Source organism: Sporocytophaga myxococcoides DSM 11118 (assembly GCF_000426725.1).
GTDB classification, from domain to species: Bacteria; Bacteroidota; Bacteroidia; order Cytophagales; family Cytophagaceae; genus Sporocytophaga; species Sporocytophaga myxococcoides.
On record NZ_AUFX01000004.1, the window covers coordinates 570039 to 593721 of the forward strand.

At 36.1% G+C, this 23683-nt stretch carries 20 protein-coding genes; 9 read left to right on the plus strand and 11 right to left on the minus strand.

Features of this window, described 5'->3' with window-relative positions:
- Window positions 1–3: 3 nt before the first annotated feature.
- On the minus strand, window positions 4–462 hold the full coding sequence (locus tag K350_RS0105290) for a T9SS type A sorting domain-containing protein (protein WP_028979016.1): 459 nt from the start codon (window positions 460–462) through the stop codon (window positions 4–6).
- Between the two features lie 356 nt (window positions 463–818).
- On the opposite strand from K350_RS0105290, the gene K350_RS27500 reads away from it, so the two are divergent.
- On the plus strand, window positions 819–1364 hold the full coding sequence (locus K350_RS27500; RefSeq protein ID WP_037573999.1) for an NADPH-dependent FMN reductase: 546 nt from the start codon (window positions 819–821) through the stop codon (window positions 1362–1364).
- Window positions 1365–1366: 2 nt separating this feature from the next.
- Here K350_RS27500 and K350_RS30805 read toward each other — a convergent pair whose 3' ends face one another.
- Entirely contained in the window at window positions 1367–5071 is a 3705-nt protein-coding gene (locus K350_RS30805) for a PAS domain-containing protein (protein WP_051312883.1), read from the minus strand.
- A 282-nt stretch (window positions 5072–5353) separates the two neighbouring features.
- Here K350_RS30805 and K350_RS0105305 point away from each other — a divergent pair, with 282 nt between their 5' ends.
- Window positions 5354–5917 carry a DUF2306 domain-containing protein gene (locus K350_RS0105305; protein WP_081670907.1) on the plus strand — a complete coding sequence of 188 codons (564 nt, stop codon included), beginning with the start codon at window positions 5354–5356 and terminating at the stop codon, window positions 5915–5917.
- Here the strand turns inward: K350_RS0105305 and K350_RS0105310 are convergent.
- Together K350_RS0105310 and K350_RS0105315 are read right to left on the minus strand one after the other, a co-directional pair.
- The gene (locus K350_RS0105310) at window positions 5910–7145 is read right to left on the minus strand and encodes a tetratricopeptide repeat protein (protein WP_156026938.1); all 1236 of its coding nucleotides are present in this window, start codon (window positions 7143–7145) and stop codon (window positions 5910–5912) included. The genes K350_RS0105305 and K350_RS0105310 overlap by 8 nt on opposite strands.
- Before the next feature lie 5 nt (window positions 7146–7150).
- The gene (locus K350_RS0105315) at window positions 7151–8350 is read right to left on the minus strand and encodes a hypothetical protein (RefSeq protein WP_028979019.1); all 1200 of its coding nucleotides are present in this window, start codon (window positions 8348–8350) and stop codon (window positions 7151–7153) included.
- A gap of 219 nt (window positions 8351–8569) precedes the next feature.
- Here K350_RS0105315 and K350_RS0105325 point away from each other — a divergent pair, with 219 nt between their 5' ends.
- A complete protein-coding gene (locus K350_RS0105325; RefSeq protein ID WP_028979020.1) occupies window positions 8570–10978 on the plus strand; it encodes a type IA DNA topoisomerase in 2409 nt (802 codons plus the stop codon).
- Window positions 10979–11184: 206 nt separating this feature from the next.
- Here the strand turns inward: K350_RS0105325 and K350_RS32270 are convergent, their stop codons facing one another.
- A complete protein-coding gene (locus K350_RS32270) occupies window positions 11185–11382 on the minus strand; it encodes a hypothetical protein (RefSeq protein ID WP_156026939.1) in 198 nt (65 codons plus the stop codon).
- 510 nt (window positions 11383–11892) lie between these two features.
- Here K350_RS32270 and K350_RS33075 point away from each other — a divergent pair.
- Window positions 11893–12093, plus strand: coding sequence for a T9SS type A sorting domain-containing protein (locus tag K350_RS33075; RefSeq protein ID WP_425423903.1), 201 nt, complete (start codon window positions 11893–11895; stop codon window positions 12091–12093).
- A 95-nt stretch (window positions 12094–12188) separates the two neighbouring features.
- Here K350_RS33075 and K350_RS0105340 read toward each other — a convergent pair whose 3' ends face one another.
- The 3 genes from K350_RS0105340 to K350_RS30810 form a co-directional block, all read right to left on the minus strand.
- A complete protein-coding gene (locus K350_RS0105340; protein WP_156026940.1) occupies window positions 12189–12704 on the minus strand; it encodes a hypothetical protein in 516 nt (171 codons plus the stop codon).
- Between the two features lie 125 nt (window positions 12705–12829).
- On the minus strand, window positions 12830–14431 hold the full coding sequence (locus K350_RS0105345; protein WP_028979023.1) for a hypothetical protein: 1602 nt from the start codon (window positions 14429–14431) through the stop codon (window positions 12830–12832).
- Window positions 14432–14608: 177 nt separating this feature from the next.
- Window positions 14609–15967, minus strand: coding sequence for a sensor histidine kinase (locus K350_RS30810; protein ID WP_051312884.1), 1359 nt, complete (start codon window positions 15965–15967; stop codon window positions 14609–14611).
- A 174-nt stretch (window positions 15968–16141) separates the two neighbouring features.
- Between K350_RS30810 and K350_RS0105355 the strand changes: the two genes are divergently transcribed.
- The 3 genes from K350_RS0105355 (at window position 16142) to K350_RS0105365 (ending at window position 19542) form a co-directional block, all read left to right on the plus strand.
- Window positions 16142–16579 carry a hypothetical protein gene (locus tag K350_RS0105355; RefSeq protein ID WP_028979024.1) on the plus strand — a complete coding sequence of 146 codons (438 nt, stop codon included), beginning with the start codon at window positions 16142–16144 and terminating at the stop codon, window positions 16577–16579.
- Between the two features lie 124 nt (window positions 16580–16703).
- Window positions 16704–18533, plus strand: a complete 1830-nt coding sequence (locus K350_RS0105360) for an ABC transporter ATP-binding protein (protein ID WP_037574003.1) — start codon at window positions 16704–16706, stop codon at window positions 18531–18533.
- 88 nt (window positions 18534–18621) lie between these two features.
- A complete protein-coding gene (locus K350_RS0105365) occupies window positions 18622–19542 on the plus strand; it encodes an NAD(P)/FAD-dependent oxidoreductase (protein ID WP_342665037.1) in 921 nt (306 codons plus the stop codon).
- 228 nt (window positions 19543–19770) lie between these two features.
- On the opposite strand, the gene K350_RS0105370 is transcribed toward K350_RS0105365, so the two are convergent.
- A complete protein-coding gene (locus K350_RS0105370; protein WP_245598484.1) occupies window positions 19771–20214 on the minus strand; it encodes a tellurite resistance TerB family protein in 444 nt (147 codons plus the stop codon).
- 294 nt (window positions 20215–20508) lie between these two features.
- Here K350_RS0105370 and K350_RS0105375 point away from each other — a divergent pair, with 294 nt between their 5' ends.
- Window positions 20509–20904 carry a DUF1761 domain-containing protein gene (locus K350_RS0105375; RefSeq protein WP_028979028.1) on the plus strand — a complete coding sequence of 132 codons (396 nt, stop codon included), beginning with the start codon at window positions 20509–20511 and terminating at the stop codon, window positions 20902–20904.
- Window positions 20905–20993: 89 nt separating this feature from the next.
- Here the strand turns inward: K350_RS0105375 and K350_RS0105380 are convergent, their stop codons facing one another.
- Together K350_RS0105380 and K350_RS27515 are read right to left on the minus strand one after the other, a co-directional pair.
- Window positions 20994–22673, minus strand: coding sequence for a LamG-like jellyroll fold domain-containing protein (locus tag K350_RS0105380; RefSeq protein ID WP_028979029.1), 1680 nt, complete (start codon window positions 22671–22673; stop codon window positions 20994–20996).
- Between the two features lie 172 nt (window positions 22674–22845).
- Window positions 22846–23211 carry a DoxX family protein gene (locus K350_RS27515; RefSeq protein ID WP_028979031.1) on the minus strand — a complete coding sequence of 122 codons (366 nt, stop codon included), beginning with the start codon at window positions 23209–23211 and terminating at the stop codon, window positions 22846–22848.
- A 97-nt stretch (window positions 23212–23308) separates the two neighbouring features.
- On the opposite strand from K350_RS27515, the gene K350_RS0105395 reads away from it, so the two are divergent.
- Window positions 23309–23656: a winged helix-turn-helix transcriptional regulator gene (locus tag K350_RS0105395; RefSeq protein ID WP_028979032.1), complete on the plus strand. Its 348-nt coding sequence runs from the start codon at window positions 23309–23311 to the stop codon at window positions 23654–23656.
- Window positions 23657–23683 lie beyond the last annotated feature (27 nt).

Consider the following 23683-nt stretch of genomic DNA (forward strand, 5'->3'; position numbering starts at 1 on the left):
TTGCTATTTAACGAGTTTAAAATAATCGATAGATTCATTATGATCTTTGTAGCATATCAAATAAAGACCATCGCTCAGTTGACGAAGGTTTATAAATGTGGCATTAGATGTACTGCAAACCTTATTTCCTTTGATGTCAAATACCTCAATTGAGCTCAATTCTTTTGGAGACATAATGTACAGCTCCGAATTTAATCTGTCAAAAATGTACTTTGGCCCAACAGCATCCAATTTAACCGGATTAGAGCTAACCACTGCGAACTCCGGCTGAAGGACACCTTCAGTTACAATGAAATTCCCTTTTCCAATTGTAGATACTGCAACCTCGCCTACAGAATACTCTAATGAGAAGCCTCCCCCTGTAATGATATTTCCAGCGGAGTTGATTACATACGGAGAAATTGATTGACCATATCCAATGTAAGATATCAATGAGAATACAAGTGCAGGTATAAATTTCATATTACAAATAAATCTTTCCCTAGTGCAAACTAAATTTCAATTAACTGATAGAAAAGCTTTTAAGCTGCAGGGTCAGGAAAATACAGCTTATTGTTAAAAAGAATTAAGTAACTGACAATGATTCAAATATAAAACTTCAAAATTTAAAAAGCAAAATAAAGGGGGCCGTTGTAGTTGCAGAATCAACATATAACAGCGACCAAGAACGAATATAGTTTGGGTATAATGAATGATTTAAGGCAAAAAAAGGGAGGTAATTTTTACAACAAAATTAAATACAATTATAATCCGCTCATTAACTTCTATTCTCAACAGAATAACTAAATTGGCGATCATCTAAATTAAAGCATCAGCGAATGAAAAACTTTTTGGCTATATCCGGAAGCTTAAAATCAACCTCAACAAACACCTCCATACTCAAGTTTATAATAAAGCTGGCAAGCCCAACTGCTAACATTGAATTGTATTCAGGATTAGACGATCTGCCTCATTTCAGTCCTGAAAGAGATTCAGAAAATGCTCCTGAGGCAGTGGAAAACCTTCGCAAAAAGATTAAATATGCAGACGGAGTTATTTTTTGTACTCCTGAATATGCATTCAATCTTCCCGGAGTTCTTAAAAATGCGCTGGATTGGTGTGTCTCTTCAGGTGAATTCAATGAAAAACCAGTATTGGTTTTAAGTGCTTCACCGCTAAATACCGGAGGTGAAAAAGCCCTGTCATCTCTTCAAATGACATTAACAGCATTGGGAACAAAGCAGGTCGCGGCATACAGCATTGCCAATGTAAATTCAAAATTAAACTCCAACAAGGAAATTATTGATTCAGAAACTATAGTCATCCTGGAAGGTTTATTATCAAAACTGGATGAATTTATTGAAAGTTATACCCCTGAATATTAAAATCATTTGAAGAAGATTTTGAAGGTTGTACCCTCTTCAAGCTTACTTTCAAGCTCTATTCTTCCTCCGGAATTGGTGACAATTCTTTTCACAATGTATAGCCCAACACCGGAACCTTCAACATGATCGTGAAGGCGCTTAAACATGGAAAAAACCTTTTCTTTATTGGCATCAGAAATCCCAAGCCCGTTATCTTTTACCGTTAATAGTATTCCACCATCCACTTGTTCCGTTTTAAGGTCAACAACAGGATTTCTTTCTGGATGCCGGTATTTCAGGGCATTACTAATGAGATTGTAAAAAATACTTCTCATGTTTTTTCCCGAAAATTTTATTGAAGAGACTGAAAAATCAAGGTTAAACCTTGCGTGAGTTGCACTTACAAGTTCATTTATAGAAGTTACTACATCTTCGAAAATATTTACAAATTCTACATGGCCTTCATCTTCTTCTGCGCTCTTCTGGGCCCTTGTTATTTCCGTAAGATCATGAATGGTCCTTTTGAATCTGAGAATAGACTTATCCATCATTTCAAAGAGCTGAGCAATCTCTTGCCCTTTACAGTATTTAGGATCAAGCGTATCATTGATAGTATACAACAAGCCTTCAATATTTGAGATAGGAGCTTTAAGATCGTGAGAAGCTGTGTATATGAAATTATCAAGGTCCAGATTTATCTTTAATAATTCTTCGTTTTTTACCCGTAGATTTTCCTCTATAAGCTTACGTTCATTGATATCCGTAAATGTCCCAAACCATTTCTTTATTTCTCCATCGTCTTTCAGAGGCAAAGCTCTGGCGAGGTACCATTCATAGTTGCCATCATGATTTCTGAGTCTGCATTCTATTTCGAACATTTCCCCAGACTTAACGCATTCATTCAGCTTCGAAATACAAGGTCCCTTATCTTTATCGAATACCGCCTTAATCCAGCTCCACTTTTCATCCCTATCGAATTGCAAGCCTGTGTAATTATACCAGTTCTGATTAAAATACTCCACGTAGCCCTCAGTATTAGCTGCCCAGAATAACTGAGGCACAGTCTCTGCAAGAAACCTATACTGTTCTTCACTCGCCCTCATCTCCTTTTCTGCTACTTTTGCAGCTGTTACATCAATCTGAGTAGACCATACTCTGACCAGCTTTCCTTTTTCAATGATTCCAAGCACATTACTTGAATAATATCTAATACTTTCATGTGGGCCCTTCCAGCGTGTCAAAAGGTTTTCAAGCTTATAACCAGAATCAACAAACTTTCTGAAGATCTTAATCACTCTCTCATCGTTTAGGTCAAACAGATCCTTAATATTACTTCCGATAAGCTCTGAAGAGGATGCATAGCCATACATATGGGCCATCCTATCATTGCACTCTGCAACATAGCCGTAATCAAAAATTTTTTGCACTTGTTCCCTCCCAGGGATTGAAATATCAATATCGTTAATAACATGAAGTTCATATCTCCATATACCTTCCTGACTCTGTGCAACAAATGCTTTGTACTTTTCTTCACTTTCAACCAGCTCTGCGGTTCTTTCTTTTACTCTATTTTCAAGTTCGCTATTGATATTCCTGAGTTTACCTTGAGCTTTTTCAAGTTTCTCATATGCAGTTGTCAGTTCTTCATTTTTTACTTTCAATGCCTGTTCTGCTTGCTTCATATTTGTTACATCCAGAACTGTCCCCACAACTCTTCCACTTTCACCATTAACATCTTTATAAATTTTTGCCCTGGAAATAAGATTTTTAAAGCCTTCATTGACATTAATTCTGAAGTCAACATCAATCAACTCATTATTGAGAATAGCTACTTCTATCAGTTTAAATATTTTTTCAGCATCATCAGGTTGTATGACAGCACGAACATCCTCAAGAGTAACGGTACCATCATTTTCCTTTAATCCGAATATTTTAAAAAACTCCTGCGTCCCATGAATGATATTTGTTTTCATATTCCAGTCAAAGCTTCCAACATGGCCTATCTTTTGGGCCTCTACCAGCTGTGCTTCACTATATTTCAACGCATCTTCAGCTTCAACCCTGTCAGTGATATCCTGAGTCACGCCTAAAATCTGATACGGCACTCCATGCTCATCCCTGGCAAAAACAGTATCCTGACTAATGAACCAGCTCCACTTCCCTCTGGAATCCTTCATTCTATAAACAAGCTTTCTTATCTCACCTTCCTTAGCATCAACAAAACCATTGAAGTGTTTGACGATTTTCGGCAGGTCGTCCGGATGCAGAAAAGTAGCCAGTAAATTGGAACCAAGTTCTTTCAACTCATCAGGAGAGTACCCCAATACATCTGCCACAGTTCTATTTGCATAGACATTCCTTTGTTCACGTATATCATAGATATAAAGTATATTTGGGGTCGTTTCAGCAATTTTTTGAATGAAGTTACTATTTTGCTTCAGCGTCTCTTCTGCACTCTTGAGGTCATTAATGTCTGAAGCTGTAAATAGAATCTGTGTAACTTCTCCCTTTTCATTCTTTTTAAATACTATAGATCTTGAATAGTACCACCGCCAGTTTCCCGCCTTATCCTTTATTCTAAATTCTAATATACTTTCTTCATTCTCTTTGAGAGAAGTATACTTTTTATTTCTATTAATAACTGCATTAAGATCATCGGGATGAACTATTTGTCTAATAAGTCCATAACCATTTTTCTTTAAGTCCTCTTCCTCTACAGCCACATTTTCAAAAATATTCTCATTGTAATAAATAAGATCATTCTGAGGCACAGCTATAACAAGAATAATAATAGGGGCGACTTTTGTTATCTGTGATACCAGTTCCTGACTTTGTCTTAGCAACCTTTCAACTTCCTTTATCTGGGTTATATCCTGCGTAATTCCTTTCAACGATTTTACTTTGCCATTTTCCTTTACCGGCACTCCATGCGTTCTGACAATTCTATGCTCTCCATCAGGCCTTGTGATTTCATACTCATGAGTATATGGAATTCCCAACTTAAGAGCGTTATGTATATTCTTTAAAACTCTTTCTGAAGTTTCTTTTGTCATCAAAACACTAATATCATCTGTGGTCATTGTATGCTTATATGGCAACCCAAATATCCTGTATAGCTCCTCTGACCAAACAGTTATCCCGGTCTGGCCATCCATTTCCCAGTTGCCAAGCTCCGCCATTCGTTGTGATTCTTTAAGCCGCTTTTCATTAACCAGGAGCTTTAATTCCGTTTCCTTTAGTGATTTTATAATTCTGTCCGCTTCCTCTTTTTGAATATCAGTATATGCCTCAATTGCTTTTTTTTCTCTTACAGTATAAAAGTCAACTATTTCATTAATAATTTTTAAAGCTAGATCAAGGTCATTTGTATAAGTGGGAAGAAATTTCAAAAGGGCTTTTTTTCTAGCGCCATACTCAATAGCAATATCTGTAGCATTTACTTGTAATCTGGAAAGTTCAAGAAGCTGATCCGACTTCCAATCGGAAATCCCTTTTTCTATGTCTTCATTTCCCTTACCGTCAATCATGTTTTTAAGGAAGACAACAAGGCGTGTTTCTATCACCTTCAGAAACTCTTCATCTGTCAAATGAGTCACCCATTTTAGTAATGGCTGTTCCAACTCTCTCTTACTGATCAATTCCTGCTTGGCAAGATCGGTGAGATGGTTCTGAAATAAAAAATGAGCGTAATCTTTAAGATAATGAATTTCTACACCTGCCTTGTTCATTAAATCAGTCCGGTTGAAAAGATTTATTCATTGAAAAACAGGTAATTTATGATTATGTTTAAAATAGATTAAACATCAAGCTAAGGGAAGATCTGTATAAAAGGCAAGTTTAAATGTGTTCGAATTGTAGTATTTACTTTAACAAATCCATCATTCCTCACTTGGAGGATTGCCTTGAAATTTTCATTTTTACTTCCAGATTTTATTCTTTTGATTAAAGCGACCACAACCAGAATAATTCAGGTAATATTTTCTGCGATAATATTATTTACCGTATGGATAATGTTCAAAATTACCATACCCTATTTTTCTTTCCGCTACGACATTGGTTTTCTACTGACCAAACAAGCTATTTTACACATGGATATCTGGCGGTGGTCATTTTATACACATATCGCTTCAAGTATTTTTGTTTTGCTGTTTGGAGTATTCCAATTTATAAAACCACTGCTTGAATCATTTCCTAAACTCCATAAGCTATTGGGTAAAGCTTATGTATTCATCATATTATTTCTGAGTGCTCCCAGTGGCCTTGTAATGGCATTCTATGCTAATGGAGGCATATATGCAAAAACCTCCTTTATTATTATTTCTTTATTGTGGTGGTTGTTTACTTTTGTCGCCTTTCTCAAAATAAGGAATAGAAAAATAAAAGGGCATATTGACTTCATGATTAGAAGTTATGCCCTTACATTATCTGCAATTACATTGCGTACTTATGTGTTAATTCTGCCTGCTTTTATTCATCTTCATGCAAAAGAAATGTATACACTTGTTGCATGGCTAAGCTGGGTCCCCAATCTTATTATTGCAGAAGTAATTATTTATTATAAAGTATTTAAATAGCCGAATCTGCCGCAACAGGAACTTGCTCAGCAACAGGAATAAGATTACTATCTCCTCCTACAGAATTTTCTATTTTACCATTTGGCCCAATCTTAAAATGGTTCTCTGAAATCATATCGGTTTTTATAACCTCGTTATCAAAATCTTGCTTATCATATGCTTTTCTCCAAGAGCGTTTATAATCCTTTATAGTGAACTTATCTTTTTCAAACTTAAGTGTCTTTAATATTTCACCAGATTGAACCGCTACAACTTTTGAATCAATGATACGTCTGTCTTTTCCATAAGTAGCAAGTCTGAAAGAGATATGTCTCATATCTTTAGGACAAGCAATTTCTGAGGTGTCGATAGAATATACTACTGCCCTTACAGAATCATTAATTCTAAATGTTTTAAGAAGATTGAAATCAAACCAGCTATCTGGCTGGTCGATTTTTTCTTTAAGAAACAATGAATAAAAAGATGATAAATGAACCCTTTCTTCAAAGTCACCATCTGAGCTGTAGGAAAATTTCCGGACTCCTTTCTCATCAATATCAAAGACATCTATAGTGTCTTTAATACTTTCTATGAAATCCTTAAATACTTCTTCGCTATTCTGAAAAGCTTCTATCTCATCATCATTCATAAAGGCCAGCATCATATCTTTGAACTCGTGTGAGTTTTGATCCAGACTGATCCTTGCTTCTTTAAGAAAACGATCTTTAATGTTATCTATATTAATACCATTTTCTCTTCCTTCATAGATAATATATTCATCCAGGTATTTTGTGTCTAAGTAACTTGAAATAAAATAAGAATAAAACACTTCCTCGTCAGGGGCTTCAAAAATGAAATCATTAATGAAGCCCGCAGGTGTTGACAGATATCTTTTCTGACTAATCATTCTCAGCACTTCAGAAGCTTCTTGATACTGCTCCCTCTCCAAAAGGTACATTCCCAATCTTCTATATGAATCAGCCGTCGGAAATAAGGAAATTGCCCTCATATAATAATGAATGGCTTTCTTTTCATTTACATCCCGCATGCTTTCTGCCTTTTCATAAAAGGAATTTGAGATCTCACTGTAATTATCCTTGTATTTATTAATATAACTGAAAACAGAATCTGCATTGAAAATTTCGCTGGCTCTTAGAGACGGAACTTCAATTGTTTCTGTTTCTACATCCTTACCACATGACATTAAAAAAACACTGAGTAAGGAAATTGTATAAATAAAATTTTTCATGATCGTTATTTGGCTTGGCTTGCAAGAATGGTTGAATCGTTATAATTGGCAGGTATCTCATCTACTACGATCTTGCCGTCTTCTGCTATCTTATATTTTGCTTCAGCAACAAGCTCAAAAGATTTAATTTTATTTTTATCAAATGATACTTCATCCACCGGGTATTGCCATTTCCTTTTGAAATCCTTCATTACGATCTTATTCCCTTCTACAGATGCCTCACGCACATTCTCTGTACTGCATTGACATGAAATGAGTTTGCGAGAGATAATCTCTCCCTCTTTATCGTATGTAGCTAAAACGGTATGGACAGGCTGCATGTCTTCTCCATAAAAGCTTTCGGATGTATAGATAAAAGCAGAATAGTTTTCATTTCCACCCATATTGGCAACATAATAAAAGTCATGAGAAACATCTCGACCAAATGATGCATTTTCCATTTCCGGAACAAACTGTACAAAATCATAACTTACAGATTCTTTATAATCTTTCATTTCAACTTCATTAGCTGAAATAAAAAATTTATCCGTTTCCGCAGGGAAAGCTTTTTTAAACAAATCAAAAGAAGAGGCCGCTGCTACAGTTGTGTTTGACAACCTCTGAATCATTTCTTTATATTCATTTGTAGAGGTGATAGAACCGATAAGTGGATCTTTCTTTATTGAATTTGTATCCATTAAGCCCTTTTCAATGACTTCTCTCAGATGAAAAACCACAGACGATACATAAGAATCCTCTGATGTCTGGAAATTGGATTGAAGAACATTATAAACACAAGCAATCTTATAATTTATCTTTGCCTTTGGTTGGAAATTAAGATCTTCCGCAAGGCGAAAGGCTTTGATTGACTCTTCCAACATTTCTTTATCTGCTCGGAAATCCAACAATGCGTTTCCAAGTTCATAATAAGTTTTAGCATCAGGCAATATCAGTATAGATGATTTGAATTGCTTTATAGCAGACGCTAACTCCTTTTTATTCTTATAAGAATCAACACCTTTTAAAAACAGGTCCCTGCTTTTGTCCTTCAATGAATCTAAACCCACTTCTTCAGCATCGAACAATACATCACGAACCACTGAGTAATCGTAAATTTCTGATTTTTTTAATGTAAGCGGTTTAATTTTAAGTTTATACTCTTTTTGTGGGGAGCATGATACCGCTAAAGCGAACAAACATGCTGCGGCAATATTTAACTTTTTCATTTATTTCTGTTAAAAAATATATAGATAAATATACAAAACTTTTTGCTCAAAAATGAATCAATCTAACTGCTGCCGCCCTCCAACATCTTACCAAACAATTGTAATTCAACATTTTCATTTCCACAATGGAAAAACTTGTTAATAACTCAGACATTTTCAATGAAATCCCTTTTCAAATTTTTAGTATCTTTAAAATCCTGAAATTTTAATCTAGCAAAGTTGAAAGTCTGCATAGCCGAAAAACCAAGTGTTGCAAGAGAAATTGCCGATCTTCTGGGAGCTAAAAACAGAAAAGACGGTTATTTTGAAGGTAATGGCTACCAGGTAACCTGGACCATTGGTCACCTTTGCACGCTAAAAGAGCCCCAAGACTATGATGCTCAGTTAAAATGGTGGAACATCCAACATCTTCCCATCCTTCCTCCTAAGTTCGGCATTAAGGGCATTAACAACCCCGGAATTGAGAAACAGCTCAAAACCATAACAAAACTGGTTAATGAAGCTACTGAAGTCATTAATTGCGGTGACGCCGGCCAAGAGGGAGAACTTATCCAGAGATGGGTACTTACAAAAGCCAACTGTACCAAGCCAGTTAAAAGACTCTGGATTTCATCCCTTACGGAAGAGGCTATGAAAGAAGGGTTCAGGAATCTGAAAGACAGTAAAGAATATGATCTGCTTTATGCAGCAGGTAGCTCAAGGGCTATCGGAGACTGGCTACTGGGCATTAATGCCACAAGACTTTATACACTGAAATACGCTCAGGGCAAACAATTGCTCTCTATTGGAAGGGTTCAGACGCCAACATTGGCGCTGATTGTCAACAGATACCTGGAAATAGAAAATTTTAAACCTCAGACTTACTGGGAGTTAAAAACTATATACCGAGATGTTGTTTTCTCCGCAAAAAACGGAAAGTTTAATGTAAAAGAAGACGCAGAGCAGATCCTGCAGGACATACAGAATGAGCTCTTTACCATCATTTCCTTTACCAGGAAAAAAGGTAAGGAAAGTGCTCCCAAACTTTTTGACCTTACATCTCTTCAGGTAGAATGCAATAAGAAATTCGGCTATTCTGCGGATCTTACGCTTAACACCGTTCAGAACCTTTACGAGAAAAAGCTTGTCACCTATCCAAGGGTGGATACAATGTACCTACCTGATGATATTTATCCGAAAATTAAAGGGATACTTTCATCTATGAGTGGGTACGCGGCACTTACTCAGCCTTTGCTGGGAAGTGCTATCAAAAAGTCAAAGAACGTGTTTGATGACAAAAAGGTAACGGACCACCACGCTATTATTCCTACCAACATAAAAGCAGGAAGTCTTGGAGGGTATGAAGGAAATGTCTATGACCTGATTGCAAGACGTTTCATCGCTGCTTTTTATCCTGACTGTCAGGTTTCCAAAACAGAAGTTATCGGTAAGGTTAAGGACACTGAGTTCAAAGCTACAGGAAAACAGATTCTTGAGGAAGGTTGGAGAGCAGTATACAAGGAAGAGAAAAAAGAAGAAGATACAGAGCAGGATGACGATCAGATACTGCCAGAATTTAAAGAAGGCGAGTCTGGCCCTCATAAACCTACGCTTGCAGAAAAGCAAACCAAGCCTCCAAAGCATTATACTGAAGCTACATTGCTAAGAGCAATGGAAACAGCAGGTAAACAGATTGCTGATGAAGAGCTCAGAGAAGCAATGAAGGAAAATGGTATTGGAAGGCCTTCTACAAGAGCCAATATCATTGAGACTTTATTCAAGAGAAACTATATTAAGAAAGAAAAGAAGAATCTTATTCCGACTATTACTGGTGTTCAGCTCATACAAACTATTGATTATGAATTGCTCAAATCTGCTGAACTGACAGGAAAGTGGGAAAAGAAACTTCGTGATATAGAAAAGGGTACTTTTGACGCGCGTGTATTTCTGAGTGAAATGAAGCACATGGTAATGCAGATAGTTCACCATGTGAAAAACTCTAATGCAAGAAAAATTGCAATAGAGGTAAAGTCAGCAGAACCAGAGCAAAAGAAAAAATCTGAAGATAAAGAGCCAAAACCCAAAAGTAAAAAAGCAGAGGCAGGTCAGGATGCAGATGTAAAATTGAGTTGTCCTAAATGCAAAAAGGGACAGATGATGAAAGGTAAAAAAGCGTTTGGTTGTTCTGAATACAAAAACGGCTGCAGCTTTCTTGTTCCATTCGAACTATTTGGCAAGACACTTTCTGATAAGCAACTCCAGTCACTTATCAAATCCGGTAAGACCCCCAATATCAAAGGCCTCAAAAAAGAAAGCGGAGAAGAAACGGAAGGGATTATAAAACTAGATGATCAGTTAAATCCTGTTATTGAGGAAAAACAGGCAGAAGCACTCATTTGTCCGAAATGCAAAAAAGGTGCTATCCTTGAAGGCAAAGCTGCATATGGGTGCGCAGAATGGAAATCAGGATGTAACTTCAGGATTCCACTCTTATTTATGCAGAAAGAGATCAATAAAAATCACCTGAAGGCTCTTATTTCCGGGAAAGAAACGTCTGTCATTAAAGGTTTGACAGATGAATCCGGAGCAAAAACAAACGCAAAACTTAAACTTGGAAGCTCTTTCTCAATTGAAATAAGCCATTCGTAAAGTTCCAGGATCTTTTAAACTTCTAATTCATATTTTTCAATCAAACAAATTTGCTCCAAATAGCGACTTTGATTTTTAATGAAGTTGCCCTAAAAACGGAAAACAATTTTTAAACAGGTCTTCTAAAAGAAGTGAATCTGATAGAATCTTCAGACGCTGCAATCACTGAATGAAGAGTTTTTGTTTTTACTTAATTTTTAACTGATTTATATGAAAAAGTAGCTATTAAACTTTGCACAAATTGAGAATGGTGGTTTTGAAAACTGGGAGACCAATTCTAACGGATATGAAGTACCGACAGCCTGGTCTAGTAATGGCATTTCCGTTACGTCAATTGGTCTTCCTGATAATCGGGCCACTTTGATAAAAGACCTAACATCATATTCAGGTTCATATGCTGTCACTTTAAAAAATTTTACAGAAGAAACGCAAGTTGGGGACTTTATCCAAAGAAATGGTAGCTCTGGGAATCTTTTTTTTTATGAAAATTTGATGAAAAAGAATTCAAACTGCCCGGAATAACAATAAATGAGACGCCTGCAGCTATTACAGGTTATTACAAATTTTCACAAGGCACCCCTCAAGATTCTGAGATTGCTGACACAGCAAGGTTTGAAGTTGTTTTATCGAAATGGAATCCTAAAACGGAAGTATTTGATATACTTGTTCAACGCACATTAACGATACTTAAAACCAAACCAGAATTTACTAAATTTACTATCAACCTTGATTATTCAGGCGAGATAATCCCCGAAAGCCTCTCAATTTTCATTTCAACAGCCAGAGCCTATATTGTTTCAAATGAAACCTCACTAACCATAGATGAACTTTTTTACACAACTGTAACAAGTTTAAGGGCTCCGATTTCCAATTTATTTTCTGGAAAAGCATATCCTAATCCGGCAACAACTGAAATTAACTTTAAAGGCCTTCCGGAAGAGTCTCGTTCAATAATAGTAAAAGACCTTTCAGGAAGAGTTGTAAAGACGCTTAACTTAACATCTGTTAATGCCAATTTAGGAACCTCAGATCTTAATTCAGGAATGTATTTATATACTGTCCTGGGCGGCGAAGAAAACGTCCTTAATATTGGCAAGTTTGATATAAAAAAATAAGCCGGTTAATTTCTTTCTATTCTTCGGCTTACTGAGAATCTTTTGATTCATGCAAGTCGGAGAATAGAAATATTATTTAAAAGTTCAAGCGATTCTTATAAATCGTAAACAATTCCTCCTCTTACAACAGGCATTTTATTAGGTGCGCTTTTATCCTGCAAAACATCATAAAGAACAGAAGCCTGGAACCTAGCCTTATCACTTATTCTGTATTCATAACCTGCACCTACAGGCAGACCTGCAGTCCATACTCTGTTGACGTTTCTAGAGCCATCTGCATTGGCAGAAGATGTCTGAGTATTAAGTGTCTGAAACTCTCCATGTAAAAATGCATTTTCAAGAAAATAGTATTGGGCAAATATTCTCCCACCTCCTGAAAGGATTGTTTCTGTTGAGTTTAAAGGTTTTTTATATGAAAAAATCGGGGAAAGCCCCAAGTTAAGTTTGAGATCTTCTATTTTATAACCTATGATTGGTGCTACATCAAGATATACACCATTATCATAACTCACACTTACATTTCCTCCTGTATTGAACTGTGCTGATGCATTTTTACTCAGAAACAAAGTTGCTGTCAAAGCAGCCATGAGGACAAATTTGTTAAATTTCATTCAAGTGTTTTTATCAAGTTTACAACATTTGAATATTTTTTCCAAAAGTCCGGATTATAGTGCTTATTGATTATATCATATAAAAAGAAAAGGGCCTTACGGCCCTTTAAAATTTTTTACCATTTTTACTTTGCGAGATCGACTCTAATAAGTACGTCCTGCTTCTTTTTCTTATATACCTCAACAACAAAACTATTATCATCTATAGGTAGAATGCGGCTTGTCTGAAATTGATATACTGGCAGTCCCAATACATCTCTTGTGCTTGTTATCGATACTTTGTCAACATTTCCACTTCCATCAGAAACTTTATACGCTGTCAGGAAACCCTCTGCACCATCATTGTAAACTGCAGGAAATCTATCCGGAGTCAGTTCAAGATTTCTTTCATTATCAAGAAAAAGGAAATAATGAGACCCATCAGCAGACATATGCTTATATGACATGCTTCCCCTTCCTGCCGTACCTGTTTGTCTTTTCGGAAGCTTTCTCATCCATTCCAACTGTCCGGATCCATTTATTTTTGTTACAAGCAGATCATTGTAGTGATAGGTATAATAGGTACGCATGGTACCATTGGAATAATAATAAGTATGTGTCTGAATGTAATGTTGCTCACCGATTAAAAGGATTCCGCCATTATCATCAACAAATAACTCCCTTAATTCAAGTTCTTCAAATTCAGCCTTGTCTTTCTCTTCTTTTTTCTCGTTTCTTCTCTGAGCCCTTTCGCTGACGTACATATTTAATACTTCCAATGGAATTTCATAGTTTCTTGAATCTATTAAGTCTCCTTCTTTAGTAAGCTTGAAAGTAAAGATACCATCGACAGCATTCCGGTTATCTACATTGTTATAAAAGCCCGCACAGATCATATAAGAATCTGATACTTCAAAGAGATTTACTTTATTGATAAATTTATTTCCCAGTGTTACAGGAGTAATTACAATTTTATTAGCCCTTCCGGACATTCTTAACAGTTCAATATGATAATTTGCATTATTCTCATTTCTCTTTTTATCATCTGTAGTTTCATCATTATAAACTGTCGTGAGTATATAAGCATTACCCTGGCTATCTACTGAATAGTCAAGATTATTCATTTTCTTTTCAGTATAAGGCATAGTAACTTCTTCATTCCAGACAGGCTCGAGATTTTTGCCAAATACATGCATTCCAATTATATCATAACTTTTATTGTCATTTTTGATCTGCGGTTTCAGCCTATAGTGAATAAGCATTCTGTCATCGTTTCTTGAAAACTGAAAATCAAACTTATTTACAACGCTGAAATTGTACCAACCTTTCGAAATTAAATCTCCCGAGACTTTTCCGTGAACCTGAACCAATATATTCTCTCCAGGTTTCAGAGTTCCTTTATCAAAATCTATTTCTCTGTAGCAGAGTTGTTCCATCTCTGCCTGCCTGTCCCAGAGAGAATAAAAGATAAAATATCTGTCATTGTACTCGATTACATGTTCAAGATTGAAGCCTTCAGGCAAATCTCTGGCTACACTTATTTTCTCAAAAGCAAGCTTTTCGGAATTAAGCTTTTGAATAATAACCTCTCTTTTTTTAATCTTAACAGTGAGTATCTCAGGCCCTTTGTTAAAATAATATTTGTATTGAGCATCAATTACGCCATAAGGCTGACCTACGGTAATCTTAACCTGCGCTTGTGCTATAAAAGACAGGATAAGAAAAAAAAGAATGAATCTGAATTGCATAGATTGAAAATCAATAATTATCTGTGAATGGATGAATAGAAATTGTGCCGAATGTGACTAATAATAAACGCATCAGGATTAAAATCATATGTAAAGGTAAAGCAGAAAAATTACCTTTAATTATTGATTTAAAAAATTCATAAAATAATGGCTCTTAAAAAAGCGGGTAAATACTTGTTACTCAAATTTTTTCAGGCTGAAGCTAAAAACACTTCCTTTGCCAATTATACTTTTAATCTCCAGGCGTCCTCCGTTTTTCTCAATAAAATCTTTACAAATAAGTAAGCCAAGACCTGTTCCTTCTTCCTTTGCAGTTCCTTTTGTAGAGGTTCGTGTTTCAATTCTTAGAATCTGATCTATCATTTCTCTGGACATTCCCACGCCTGTATCTTTTACACTTAACAAAACTTCTTTAGAGAAACTTTCAGAAGTAAGACTGATCACCCCACCTTCTCTTGTAAATTTAATTGAATTAGAAATCAGATTTCGGAAAATCGTCTCCAACATGTTCTTATCAGCAAACGCAATAGTGCCTTTTTCAATTTTATTATTAAGTATAATATTCTTTCGTTGCGCAGTATGTTCCATAATTTCGCATATGTTATTTGCAACTGATGAGATGTCGCAGTATTCTTTGTTTATAACAACTTTGTTCATCTGAGAAAGGGACCACTCCAGTAAGTTGGCTAATAGCTCACTCGCTCGGGAAGAGGCCAGGCTTAGCATATCTATTACTTCATCAGCTTCTTTCCACGACTTCTTATCTTTGGCTTCTGATAAAATCTGTGTAAGCCCTTTGATTGAATTAAGCGGAGAACGGAGGTCGTGACTGATAATTGAAAAAAATTTATTCTTATTTTCATTTAGCACTGTAAGATTTCTTTCAATCTTTCTTCTCCTTTGTATGTCCTTATTAATAGCAAAAATGCCGATAAAGCCCATCAATATGGAAATTACTCCTGCAACAATAATAATCCTGTCAGTGTCCTTTAAATTCTTGTAAGCGGTATTTTTTCTGGAATTTAGAATAACCTTTTCTTCATCCTTCATTTTCTTTTTTATAAACCTGATTGCCACAAACTTCTCATTGACGTTTTTCAGCAGTGTTTTGTGCAAGTCCAATTGTTCTGCTGATTGCTTATAGTTAATTATATTCTCCAGAAGTCGCTCTTTATCTTCCACCAAATCGCTAAATTCGTCAAACCTCCTTCTTTGCAGACCAATATCGGGAATAAGCAGATCCAGCTCCTCCAGTTCCTTTTCCACGAAGTCGCTGTTTTGTCGAAATTTTAATATGATAGTTGAATCTCCTTGAAAAAGGAATCCTTTCACATCATTTTCAGTTTCCCGGCATTTTATTTCAATAGCATCCAGATGTCCGATCACTTCATAAGTATGCTCAACTAAAGAAAAGTTATTCGTCAGATTTTTTGATGACCTGTAATACATTACAAGAATTACAATAATTAATCCTATTGAGAGTGCAAAACCCGTAAAAAGTCTGGGAGAATATTCTGATTTAAATGGAGAAACCATCTTCTAATTAATTTCCACTATCCAACTAATAATTCACAATTAAAACTAAAGTTCAAACAAAAAAATATAGCATTTAATCTTTACAAGCACAACATCATCTTTGATTCGTACAACAAAACATTTTTTTAAACATATTGTTAATCTGTGAGTTAAGGACAAAAATTATTGTCAGCCATGAAACACCGCACTATCATTTGTCTATTTAGCTTCACATTTTTAGCAACTATTGCTTGTAAAAAAAACAAAGAAGATGAAGCAAGTCCATCTACCACCTATGTATTCAACAGAGATGTTGTAGGCATCTATGAAGGTCAAACCCATGACCAGATTACCGATGCAGGACATAACTATGTCTACGCAGATTCTACCTATAATGACAAAATTGAAGTCTCTCTTATCAACCAGGATAGTCTTAAATTCATCTGCAGGGATCATCAATACAGATTCAAGCTGGATACAATCGACTTTTATATGAAGTGGCTCGGGAATAACACAGTCATTTCATTTAAATTTTTAGAGAATAAAGAATTGCGTTATTCCTTTGAAACGAAAAGCTGGATAGGAGATTCATTACATAGTCAGACAACCGCTTTTAAAGGATACAAAAAATAATAACCCATTTTGGTAAAAATATAAAGCCCTTTGCTCCGGTTGCAAAAGGGTTTTTTCGTTCTGAACTTCTCTTGCTTACCTTTGCTTGACTTTAAAAGAATATCAATAAGCACAGAAGTATATAATGTTGAGAAAACCATCACAAGGGAAAAACAACCCTACCCTTACAGAGCGGTATGGAGCACTGAAAAACCTTCTCCCTTTTTTTAAGATAATCTGGAAGGCAAGTCCTTTAATGGCTGTGTCAAATGGAGTTCTGAGAATCGTTAAAGGTATCATCCCGCTTCTGATGCTTTTAATAGCTCGTAAGATAATCGATGAGATTGTTATGATTTCAGGACATCAGGCGGAAGTCACCTCGAGGCTTTGGATTCTTGTAGGAAGTGAATTTGCATTGGCTATCCTCTCCGATTTACTTTCAAGAGCCATTGCGCTGCTGGACAGCCTTCTTGGTGACCTGGTTGCTAACAGTACTTCTCTCAAACTAATGGACCATGCCGCTCAGCTGGATATGAATCACTTTGAGGATTCAGAATTTTATGATAAGCTGGAGCGTGCAAGGAGACAAACTCTTGGTCGTACTGTGCTGATGTCTCAAGTGCTAAGTCAGATGCAGGATGCCATATCCTTAGCTGGTCTTTCTGCAGGTCTTATTCTTTTTAATCCCTGGCTTATACTTTTATTGCTAATCGCTGTCATTCCAGCATTTCTTGGGGAAGCACATTTTAATGAAAAGACTTACTCTCTGGTACACGGACAAACGCCTGAAAGGCGTGAATTGGATTATATCCGCTATATCGGAGCAAGCGATGAAACAGCTAAAGAAGTTAAAATCTTCAACTTATCAGACTTCCTGAAATCGAGGTTTGCTGAACTTTCTTCAAAATTCTATAAGGCCAATAAAGCTTTGGCTTCTAAAAGAGCAATGTGGGGAGGCGCATTGGCAGCCATAGGCAGTGCAGGATATTATGGGGCTTATGTATTTATCATCATCAGAACAGTAAATGGCAGCCTCTCTTTGGGAGACCTTACATTCCTCGCAGGTTCCTTCAATCAGTTGAGAACATTGCTTCAATCAATGCTTACAAGATTTTCAACAATTGCAGAAGGCTCCCTATACCTAAAAGACCTTTTTGATTTCTTTGAATTAAAACCGGAAATCATAAGCCCAGCAACTCCAAGGCCTTTTCCAAATCCAATACAGCAAGGCTTTCTCTTTGAAAATGTTGGATTTAAATATAAACATGCGGAAAAATGGGCTATCAGAAATTTAAACTTTACATTAAACGCAGGTGAAAAACTCGCATTGGTAGGTGAAAACGGGGCTGGTAAAACAACACTTGTAAAGCTCCTTGCCAGATTGTACGATCCTACAGAAGGAAGGATTTTACTTGACGGTCATGATATAAAAGAATATGACGTTTTGGAATTGCGTTCAGGGATAGGGGTTATATTTCAGGATTTTGTGAGGTTTCAGATGACTGCAGGGAATAATATTGCTGTGGGCAGAATAGAACAAAAAGAAAATGTATCCAGAATTGAACACGCGGCCTCTAAAAGCCTTGCTGATTCTGTTATTATCAAACTGCCTAAAGGCTATGAACAAATTATTGGACGTCGGTTTGCAGAAGGCGTAGATCTTTCTGGTGGAGAATGGCAGAAAATTGCACTTGGAAGAGCCTATATGAGAGACGCCCAGGTACTTATACTTGATGAACCAACGGCTGCTCTGGATGCAAGAGCTGAACATGAAGTTTTTGTGAGATTTTCCGAATTGACCAAAGGCAAAACTGCAGTATTGATAAGCCATCGATTCTCTACTGTCCGCATGGCAGACAGAATCCTGGTGATAGAAAATGGCCAACTTCTGGAAATCGGATCTCATGAAGAGTTGCTCAAAAAAGAAGGTCGATATGCCGAACTCTTTAATTTGCAGGCTCGGGGATATTTGTAGTAAAGTTGAAAGTTTAAAGCTTAAAGTTCAAAGTATATATTTACTAACGCTTAAAGCATATCTGAACAGAGCACACTTAATTTAAAACGTGAAAGATAAAATTATGTCGATAGATTATTATGATTGCATTATAGTGGGGGGAAGCTACTCTGGCCTTTCTGCAGCTATGGCATTGGGAAGGTCTTTAAGAAAAGTACTTGTAATAGATGATGGCAAACCATGTAATGCTACAACACCACATTCCCAAAATTTCATCACGCATGATGGTAAAAAACCTGCTGAGATAACTGCAATTGCAAAGCATCAGGTTGAGCAATATAAATCCGTAAGCTTTTATAAAGGCTTTGCCATAAAAGGTAGAAAACTGGATGAAGGATTTGAAATAGAAACAAAAGCCGGGGACAAATTCGGAAGTAAAAAACTGATTTTTGCGACAGGCATCAGAGACATAATGCCTGAGATTTCAGGATTTTCAGAATGTTGGGGCATATCGGTCATACATTGCCCATATTGTCATGGATTTGAATATCGAGAAAGCAAGACAGCAATCATGGCAAATGGTGACCTCGCTTTTCATTTCACTCCATTGATTTACAATCTTACAAAAGATCTGGTTTTGATAACCGGCGGAAAGTCCACTCTAACAATTGAACAAACAGAAAAAATAAAACAACATAATATTCCAATTATTGAGAAAGAGATAGTTCAGGTTATCCATAAGAAAGGCTATCTGGAAGAGGCAATCTTTAAAGACGGTTCTAAAATTCCTCTGGAAGCATTGTATGCCAGGCCGCTTTTTGAGCAGCATTCCGGTATACCTGTTTCCCTTGGATGCGAAATTACTGAGCAAGGCTATATTAAGATTGATAATATGCAAAAGACGACAGTTCCAGGAGTCTTTGCTTGTGGAGACAACAGCAGCTTTATGCGTTCCGTTGCTAATGCAGTTTCTTCCGGAAACATGGCTGGTGCTGCTACAAATAAGGAACTGTCTGAAATGGAATTTTAAAAAGTTGAAAGTATAAGTATAAAGTTGAAAGTATAGTTAGAAAATGAAAAATAGTAAAAACCAATCAGGGGAAGTATTCAGATAATGATAAAGTATAGAAAATTATCGCAACTCCAACTTTGAACTTTATACTTTTAACTTCAACAATAAAAAAGGCCCTCCTGGAGGGCCTTCTTATAAACACTTAGTGTATTACGAAAATATAAGGTGCTAAATGAATCTAAAGGATTAAAAGACCAGAAAGTCTGCGCATTCTGCTTTTAACTCTTCTTTTGTTTTTGGCAATTCTCCCTGGATACCTGTAGCAAGTTTTCTTACTAGTACACCTACAATCGCTTTTCTGAAACCTAGTTTTTCCGCAATCTCTATACATGCAGAAATTTCATTTTCATTATCGCTTCCTTCTACTATTGCCATTTCAACCAAATCATATACTCTGTCAAATCTATCAGAATCTGTTTTAGGAACTTTGAATTTGATAGCCTTATCTGATTTAATTATTGTTTTTAATTTATCATTACTTAATCCGTTTCTCTTTCCGATTTCGAAAATAAGTCTCTTTTCTGCCATCGAAAAATTACCGTCTGATTTAGCAATTGCCACAAGGTTGTTTATGTGACTTTTAACTCCCTTAGTCTTTTTGCTCTCAAAAATATCCAGTGTGAGTTCCATATTTTTTACAATTTTTATCTAAGACAAATGTAACAGCTTAGTAATGAAAAATGCAAAAACAAACTCAAAAAAATAAGACAAAATCTAGAAAATCGGCCTATATTCTTTCAATCTTAACACTTATATTGAGAAAAGTACAATTTTATATGTTTAACCAATAATTAGAAAAATACAAATTTGAAAAAGGAATTTGATAATTAAAAAAATAATAAAATCTATTACTGAATAAATACAATTGTATATTATTTCAGCAAAATAATTCATCTTTCAATCGTTAATTATTGATTCAATAAAATGACAATGAACTACCTTGCTATAATTGTTGCGGCCTTAAGCGCCTTTATGATCGGAGGGTTGTGGTATTCCCCGCTTCTGTTTTTAAAAATATGGAATAAAGCTTCTGCCAAAAATCCTGAAACAGGAGAAGGTCGTCACCCAATAAAAGTTTTCGGATTCAGCTTTCTTTTTTCATTGATTGCAGCCATAGCACTCTCCTATCTGCTAGGCCCTCAACCAATACTTGCCGAAGCAATCAAAACATCTCTCCTTGTTGGAACTTGTTGTATCGCAACCAGCTTCGGAATTAACTATCAGTTTTCAAACAAAAGTATGCTTCTATGGCTGATCGATGCAGGCTATCATTGCGTGCAGTTTCTGACTATGGGTTTGATTTTCGGATTATGGCATTAATCAAAACAGGTGAACTGCTAATTCATAAAAAAGGCCGGTCATAAATTATGGACCGGCCAATTTTCCCAAACTAAAAAAACAAAAAAAAATTACTTTAAAAATGTCGCCAGGCGGGAAGTATAAGAGTCATTGATTTTAATGATATACAAACCATTTTCAAGATTACTGATATCAATTCCTTCAGCTCCTTCACGTTTTCCGGTTGCAACGATACTTCCGGTAGAATTAATGATTTCATATGTGAATGGATCAGACATGTTTATGTTAACATAGTTTTCTGCAGGATTTGGATACAACACCAGCTTGTTACTTTCACTTGTTTGTAACCCTGCTATCACCGGAGGCGCACAGGAATTAATGTCCCATAGCGGATCGGTAAATTCAACATTTTCATTTGAGCCCAGAACGGCCATATTATTATTAATTGAATAATCTTTACAGAATTGACCCTGACCTTCATTAAGTTTCCAGTAAGCAGCAAGCCCTGTTTCATTGCCGGTTAGTTCTGTATTACGATATTTTTTAAGATCTGCAGAAGTCCTGGAAACATTCCAGATCCTCAGCTCTCTGATAAATCCTTCAAAACCGTGCTGATAACTATTTGCAGCATCATTGCCAATTACAACATTTACATTACTTTGGATATCTCCTTTATTATACATTTTCAAACTCTGAACAACGTAGTCATCAACATAAAAAAACAAGCTATCTCCTTGTCTTTTTAATGCAATGAAGTGACACTTATTATCCCGTATTTCAGGATTTGAAGCTGTTTCATAATTTGCACCTTCAATCTGGGCTAAAAGCCTTCCGTAAGATGTTAAACTCAGGAAAAATCCATTATTAATATTGGTTCTTGTAGAAACAATCATAGAATATCCAGTCGCTTTTTCATTGGTATTTACTGTCGCTTCTATTGTAAAATTTCCTGTTCCAAAATCCAGTTTATCATTCGCAGGTGCGATAGCTCTTGTTTTGTCGGTTTTTACAAACCTCAATCCATTGCCGGTTTCCAGCTCTTCCTCCTCATTAATTGAACAACCATCCGCAGAAAAAGTAGGGTCAAAATTTGCATCAGCAGATGAACTACCCAGATATGACGCGTGATCAGATTCAGACAAATCTTTTACTGACTGACCGGAAGTTTCATTTAATCTCCAGTATCCTACCAGACTTTCAGAACTTCTTTCTGTCTGGTCCAGTTGACGGTCCTTTCTATCCAGAAAGTATTTTCCGCTTAATGCTGTATTCCACACTCTCACCTCTTTAATTACACCATCAAACCCGTGTCTAAATGAATCCCCCTCATCATTGCCAATAAATGTAGAAGCTATATGAGTAACATTGTGCGTAGCATATAACTTAGCTTTATCTAACAAAATCCCGTCTACAAAAATAAAAACACTGTCCGCCGTTTTTCTCAATCCGATATGATGACATTGATTGTCTTTTAAATTCCTTGTTCCGCCAAAATAATTGGCTCCATCTAATTGTACCGTTGGAGAGCCAATATTATCAAGACTTAGAAAAAATCCATCTGAATTTGAGGTCCCTCTCTTTGACAAGATCATGTAATAACCGCCTCCAGGAACTGCTTTTACTAAGGCTTCAATTGAAAATGCTCCTGTACCAAAATTCATTTTTCCTGCTTCTTCAATTTTTATTCTTGATTCAGCTGTCCTTGAAAAGCTGATGCTTTGAGCATTTGATATCTGAATCATAAAGACCATGCAAAAGGCTGTTGCCAAACGAGTATAAAATTTTTTCATCCTTAATGTGTTAGTTTTAGAAAATACGGCGGCTATTTCTCCGCACTTTATAGTAGGGCGCAGGGAGGAAAAAATGTTACAGATTCCATTTAAAAAAAAGCTGAAAGAGAAATGTTATGATTTCTCTTTCAGCTTATTAAATTTTTCTATCGGCTATCTAGCGCCTGGCAATTTATTGATTATCCTTTGAATTCAGCTTAATCCCTGCCCAATAAGAAAGTGCTGTTACACCAAGAGCGATAAGTGGAGCAACAAATGGTGTCTGGGTTGCCACATGGACCCACACCGCACCAATAAGCACAAAACTAGTACCTGCATAAGCCCAGTCTTTAGCACGATTCCACACCGGCACAACAAATGCAATTGCTGCAAGCAATTTTGCAGTTCCCAATATCATAATGAAAGATTCCGGGAAACCGATCTTTTTGAAATTTTCCATTAGCTCAGCATTTTTAGTTAAATACATAAAACTGCTGAATGCAAACATTAATGCTAATAACACAGATGTCACCCTATAAATGATCTTCTCTTTTTTCATCGCAATTATTTTTTATGATTGAACTCAAATCTACTTCATATTGCTATATATTTGTAATCAGTTACCGATTGTATACCGGTTACAAAAAGTATATCGCATGGAAATAATCCACACAAAAGAATCCTGCGCAGGGAGCAGAAGAGCAATTCAGGACACCCTTGAAGTAATCAATGGCAAATGGAAGTTGTTGATTTTGGTGACTTTACTTGAAAAACCATTAAGATTTAAGGAATTGGTCCGAGAGATTGGGGTAACACCGAGAATGCTTTCAAAAGAGCTCCACGATATGGAAATGAATAAGCTGATCAGTAGAACTGTTTATCAAACCAAACCCATAGCGGTAGAATATGCTATTACGGAGCATGGCAAAACCTTAAACAGGGTTTTGGAAGAAATGAAAAGCTGGGGAGAGTTTCACAGGAAGAAGATAATGAAAGAGGAGTAAGGGAAATCAGCAACAGTTCGAGCAAGA